Source organism: Pseudomonas sp. MPR-R2A5, from assembly GCF_058793055.1.
Map to the genome: position 1 here is coordinate 1 of NZ_JBXAFK010000063.1, position 4,295 is coordinate 4,295.

Sequence of the window (4,295 nt, forward strand, 5' to 3'; positions counted from 1 at the left end):
TAACCTGTAAACCATGTCCCCGGTTAGAAATGTAAACGATGTCCCCGGTTTGTACCGGGGCAAGCCCCCTCCCACAGTTTGATTTGTGTAAGGCTCGGGTTTATTCGGCCTTGGCCTGGTGCTTGACGATGATATCCACCAAACGCTTGGCCAGCGCCGGGTAGTTTTCGTCGAAGTGATGCCCGCCTGGCAGCTTCACAGCCTCGCCCACGGCGGTCTTGTCGGTACAGCCGCTCTCGTCGACCTCTTCGGCACCGTAGATGCACACCACTTTATCAGCCGGCAGCTTGGCCATTTCCGGGCCGGTCGCGGCTTCCTTGCCGGCATTGCCCAGCCAGCCTTCTACTTCGATTTCAAAGCTGCCGGTGCGGGCGAACGCCAGCAGGATGATTGCGTCGACGCGCTGCTGTTCGTTTTCCGGCATGCGGTTGTAGATCGCTGGCAGGACGTCGGCACCGAACGAATAACCGGTAAGCACGAAACGCTTGGTGCCCCACTTCTGCCGGTAGTGTTGCATCAGCTCGGTGAGGTCCTTGGCGCTTTGTTCCGGGGTCTTGTGCTGCCAGTAGTAGCGCAGGGTGTCGATGCCTACGACCGGATAGCCGATCTTGGCCATCTCGCCGGCCACGTCGCGGTCGAGGTCACGCCAGCCGCCATCGCCGGACAGGAACAGGGTCACGGTGTCCTTGGCCTGGCCTGCCGGCACTTCCACGACGGGAATCGCCAGGCCGCCGTTGTCCGAGCCCACCAGTTGCTTGCGCAGTTCGTTGTTCAGCACTTGCGGGTAGTGAATGTCGTAGTCGCTGATGCTGGTGGTGGCGCGCGGTGTGTCGCGGACGAAACTGGCGCTTTCATCGTCGGGGTTGTCATTCCATGCGACCAGCCAGTTGCCATGGGCGGATGTTTTCGGCAGCGGGTCCTTGCAGCCTTCCTGCACCAGGGCGAAGCCGACGGAAATGGCATTGGCCTTGTCGTCGTTCTGTGTGGCCAGCCAGCGCCAGGCGAGGGCGGCGCCAGGGCCAATGCCGCTGACCAGCGTCGCCGGGCCATTGAGCTGGCCCAGGGCGCCTTGCAGTGCTTGTTCCTGCAGCTTGCAGTCGTCCTTGGGCAGGATCACCTGGACAATCTGTGCCTTGCCGCCCTGGCTCAGGGCTATCAGTTGGCTGTCGGTCAGGGTTTCGTCGGCCATCACGGCCACGGCGACCCGGGCTTTCGCCGTACCGGCCGGGGTCACGCGGGTCATCACCGAGCCGTCGGCCTGGGGCAGTTGTTCCAGGGTTGGCTGCGGGGCAGGGCGGTTCCAGTACCAATAGCCGCCACCCAGGACCAGGGCGAGCAGCACTACAAAGGCCAATACATACCGCCAGGAGCGTCGAATCATCAGCGTTTCACCAATCCAGTCAAGCCGCCCGCGATCAGGGCGGCGGTATCGGCCAGTGCAACCAGCGGATCAAGTCCCGCGGGCACGGCCATGTAACGGGGTTCCCAGTCAGGCTGGAACTTGTCTTTGAAGCGGCGTAACCCTTGGAAGTTATACAGTTGCTCGCCACGACGGAACACCATTGAGCCCAAGCGTTGGGTCAGCGGCGCACCGCGTCGCGGTTGCAGGCCCGACAACGGCACCATGCCGAGGCTGAAGCGGGCATAGCCGTGGCTCTTATAGTGTTGAATCAGGCCGACCATCATGAACTCCATGGTCAGCTTTGGCGCGTCCGGGTGGGCGCGCATCAGGTCGAGACTGGCCAGGTCGTGGTTGTAGGTCTCGAGCAGGTTGGCAAAGGCTACCGGGTGCCCTTCGAAGCGAATGATCGCGATACGGAAGTGCTTGAGGTAGTCGTCGCTGAAGCGGCCCAGGGAAAAGCCTTTTTCCCGCACGTTCTTGCCGGTCAGCCAGGCGTCGGAAATGACCTTGAGTTCGTCCATCGGTGCGGTACCGGGTTCATGGATTTCCAGGGACAGGCCGTCCCGGGTGCCACGGTTCCAGGTGTAGCGCAAATCCTTCATCTCTTTGCCCTTGGCTTCCAGGTCAAAGCGTTTCAGGTCGACCCGGGCTTCTTCGCCCAGCTTGATCGCGGTCAGGCCGATGTCCATGTAGTACGGCAGGTTCTCCGCCCGCACCTGATAGAACACCGGGCGCGCATGGTGGATGTCGCACAGGTCACGGAACTGCCAGATCATCTCGGCGCGGGGTTGGGTCGGGCCGATCGGGTCGTACAGGGCCACCAGGCTGCGCCCGCGACGGGCATACATCAGGAAGGCCTCGTCGTTGGGGTGGAACAGTAGCGCCTTGTCACCGGTCAGTGCTAGGCCACCGTCGGGCTGCGACGAGGCCATCAGGATTTTGGTGGCACGCTCCAGCTCCTCCGCGGTCGGCAGGTGGATCACCGGGCGCGCCGTGCGCAGCAGCCAGGTCAGCGACACGATCACCAGCAGCACGGCGGCACCCAGCAGCGAGCGCAGGCCGCGTGGGGCGTTGGCATCCAGGGTGAACTGCCACCACAGTTGGTGGCTGTAAGGCACGTCTTGATAAGCGAACAGCAGCAGCCAGATCGACGCACCCAGCACGCATACGCTGGCCACCAGGTAGAGCGGCGAGAACGGTAGCTCGGTCAGGCGGCTGGCCCGGTAGAACGAGCGCCGGAAAATGGCCAGCAACACGGCGGTCATGGTCATCAGGCTGGCTTCTTCCCAGTCGAACCCCTTGAGCAGTGAAAGCAGGGCGCCGGTCAGCAACAGCACCATGGTCAGCATCCAGGCTGCGGACAAACGGCGGCGCAGGCCTTGGGCCAGCAACAGGCACAGCACGCCGATCAGGCTGGCACCGAAGTGCGAAGCGTCAATCAGGCGGTGGGGAATCAGGAAGCCGATGTTTTCCAGGCGCGAGTCGATTTCGGGCGTGGCGCCGGAAAACAGCAGGACCACGCCGGACAAAAAAACCAGTACGGCCAACACCGGCGCAGCCAGGCCCGAGGCCACTCGCAGGCTCTGTTGGGTCTGGAACAGGCGCTGTGCCTCGTTGACCAGCAGGAACACACAGGCGATCAGCAGCGGCAGCACCACGTAGATCATGCGGTACAGCAGCAGGGCGGCGGCCAAGGGGGCGGCCCCCAGTTTGTCGGCGAAGGCGGCCAGCAGGATGGCCTCGAATACCCCCACGCCACCCGGCACATGGCTGAGCACGCCAGCGGCCAGGGCCAGCAGGTACACCAGCAGGAACGGGCCGAAGGGCGGCGCTTCCGGCAGCAGCATATAAAGGACGGTGGCGGCGGCGGCGACGTCCAGCGCGGTGATGATCAGTTGCAGGAACGTCAGGCGTCGGCCGGGCAGGCGCAGCGTGCGGCGGCCCACTTTGACCAGCAGGTTGTCCGGGTAGGGTTGCTCCGGCAGGCGACGGCGATAAATGCCGATGCACAGTGCGGCCGACAACAGCAGCACGGCACCGGCAATAGCGCCGAGCAAACCTTGCGATACATGCAGGGCGGTGGACGCAGCAGGCAAGTTGCTCAAGGTGGCCAATGCAGCCAGCGGCGGCAGGGCGCAGCCCAGGGCCAGGCTGGCGAACACGGTCATATGAGCGACTTCTGAAGCGCCGATACCGTGGCGTGCATATAAACGGTAGCGTACCGAACCGCCCGAGAGCATCGACAGGCCAATGGCATTACCGATCGCAAAGGCAGTGAAGCCGCCGAGGGCCAGGGTCTTGGCAGGTAGTTTTACGCCGGCATAGCGCGCGCCGGAAAACTCATAGCCCAACAGAATGATGAAGCCGGCGACGGCGGCGGCGAATGCGCCGAGCAGTGACGGCTTGGGCACTTCCAGGATCGAGTCGTGGAGGGCGTAGAGGTCCAGCTCCAGCAGCAGGTGGCGGCAGGCGACGAGGGCGATTGCAAACAGCAACAAGGTTACTGCCAGCCCGATGGGTTGGCGATATTTGCTCAACAGATCCAGCCAGCGCAAACGGGTGGGAGTGATCGGTTGTTCTGCTGTGACGGAGTCTTGTGGTTCAGACGAGTTGGCGCGCATCAATCACCTCGTGGATTGTGCGCGACAGGATGGAGGTATCCAGCCAAGTTACCAATCCCTATGGACAAAATAATTACAAATATTAACGCGTATCGCCGGGGGCGGCGACTGCGGCCATTGGTCGTAGAGGATTAAGCATAGTGTGCAATGGAATGGACTCTATAAACCCTATACGGTTTCATGAAAGATGCCATGCCATTGTTTCAGAAGAGCTTTTTCACCGGATACAAAAAAGGCCACTCTTTCGAGTAGCCTTCTTTGATGTTTGGTTG

At 62.3% G+C, this 4,295-nt stretch carries 2 protein-coding genes; both read right to left on the bottom strand.

Going from position 1 to position 4,295, the window contains the following annotated elements; genetic code table 11:
* Nucleotides 1-100 precede the first annotated feature (100 nt).
* On the bottom strand, nucleotides 101-1,381 hold the full coding sequence (locus tag AC1Q6I_RS30845) for a virulence factor family protein (protein ID WP_024077225.1): 1,281 nt from the start codon (nucleotides 1,379-1,381) through the stop codon (nucleotides 101-103).
* A complete protein-coding gene (gene mprF, locus AC1Q6I_RS30850) occupies nucleotides 1,381-4,023 on the bottom strand; it encodes a bifunctional lysylphosphatidylglycerol flippase/synthetase MprF (RefSeq protein WP_024077224.1) in 2,643 nt (880 codons plus the stop codon). Before mprF ends, AC1Q6I_RS30845 begins: the two co-directional genes overlap by 1 nt.
* Between the last annotated feature and the right edge of the window lie 272 nt (nucleotides 4,024-4,295).